The organism is Vibrio sp. D401a, assembly GCF_030248515.1.
Taxonomy (GTDB): domain Bacteria; phylum Pseudomonadota; class Gammaproteobacteria; order Enterobacterales; family Vibrionaceae; genus Vibrio; species Vibrio rotiferianus.
The window spans coordinates 1-720 of sequence record NZ_JAHGAI010000108.1; the positions used below are offsets into that span (position 1 = coordinate 1).

The 720-nt window shown below is 41.2% G+C and carries 1 protein-coding gene; it reads left to right on the forward strand.

Annotation, left to right across the window (positions count from 1 at the left end):
* Positions 1–88 precede the first annotated feature (88 nt).
* Positions 89–562, forward strand: coding sequence for a GrpB family protein (locus KIV41_RS24705; RefSeq protein WP_252040581.1), 474 nt, complete (start codon positions 89–91; stop codon positions 560–562).
* Positions 563–720: the final 158 nt, after the last annotated feature.

Here is a 720-nt window from a genome sequence, read left to right on the forward strand (position 1 = left end):
TTGGTTTTAGTGGTTAAAGTGTTATGCGGAAGCTTCGGTATTGCGTGCCTCACACCTTAACAAAGCGTTATGCCTTTTGGGAGAAAATATGCAGTTTTACAAAGCAGATGAATATCAGGCATCTTGCGAAAACCTGTATCATAAGTACGAACTTGAGATAGCTGCTTTACTTCCAGATGCATCTATTGAGCATATTGGAGCTTCCTCTATCCCCAATGCTGTATCTAAAGGTGACCTAGACATACTTGTTGGTGTTAACGGCAAGGAACTAGAGAATGCAGTAAAGTTACTTTCTACTCTAGGCTTCAACGAAAAATCCGATACGTTAAGAACTCCGGAGCTTTGCATGCTGGAAAATAGCTCAGGTGAGGATGTCGCTTTTCAAGTTGTAGCTAATGGTTCGGAATTTGAGTTTTTTGTGGGGTTTAGAGACAAACTCCGTAAAAGTCCTGAGTTAGTTCAACGATACAATGAGCTGAAAATGTCTTGTACAGGTTGGTCTCAAGAAGAGTATCGTCGGAAAAAATCAGCTTGTATTGAGTGCGTGTTAGGACAGGCATAACAAACTGTTTAAGAGTGATTCGCAACGCGTGGCATTTTCACTATGCATTGGTTGTAGTGTTTAAGGTGGTATGCGGCGGCTATTGTATTGCGTTGCTCACCCCTTAACAGGGCGTTAACTGGATTCAAGGAGTTTTGAGTTTATGAATAAATCTTCAG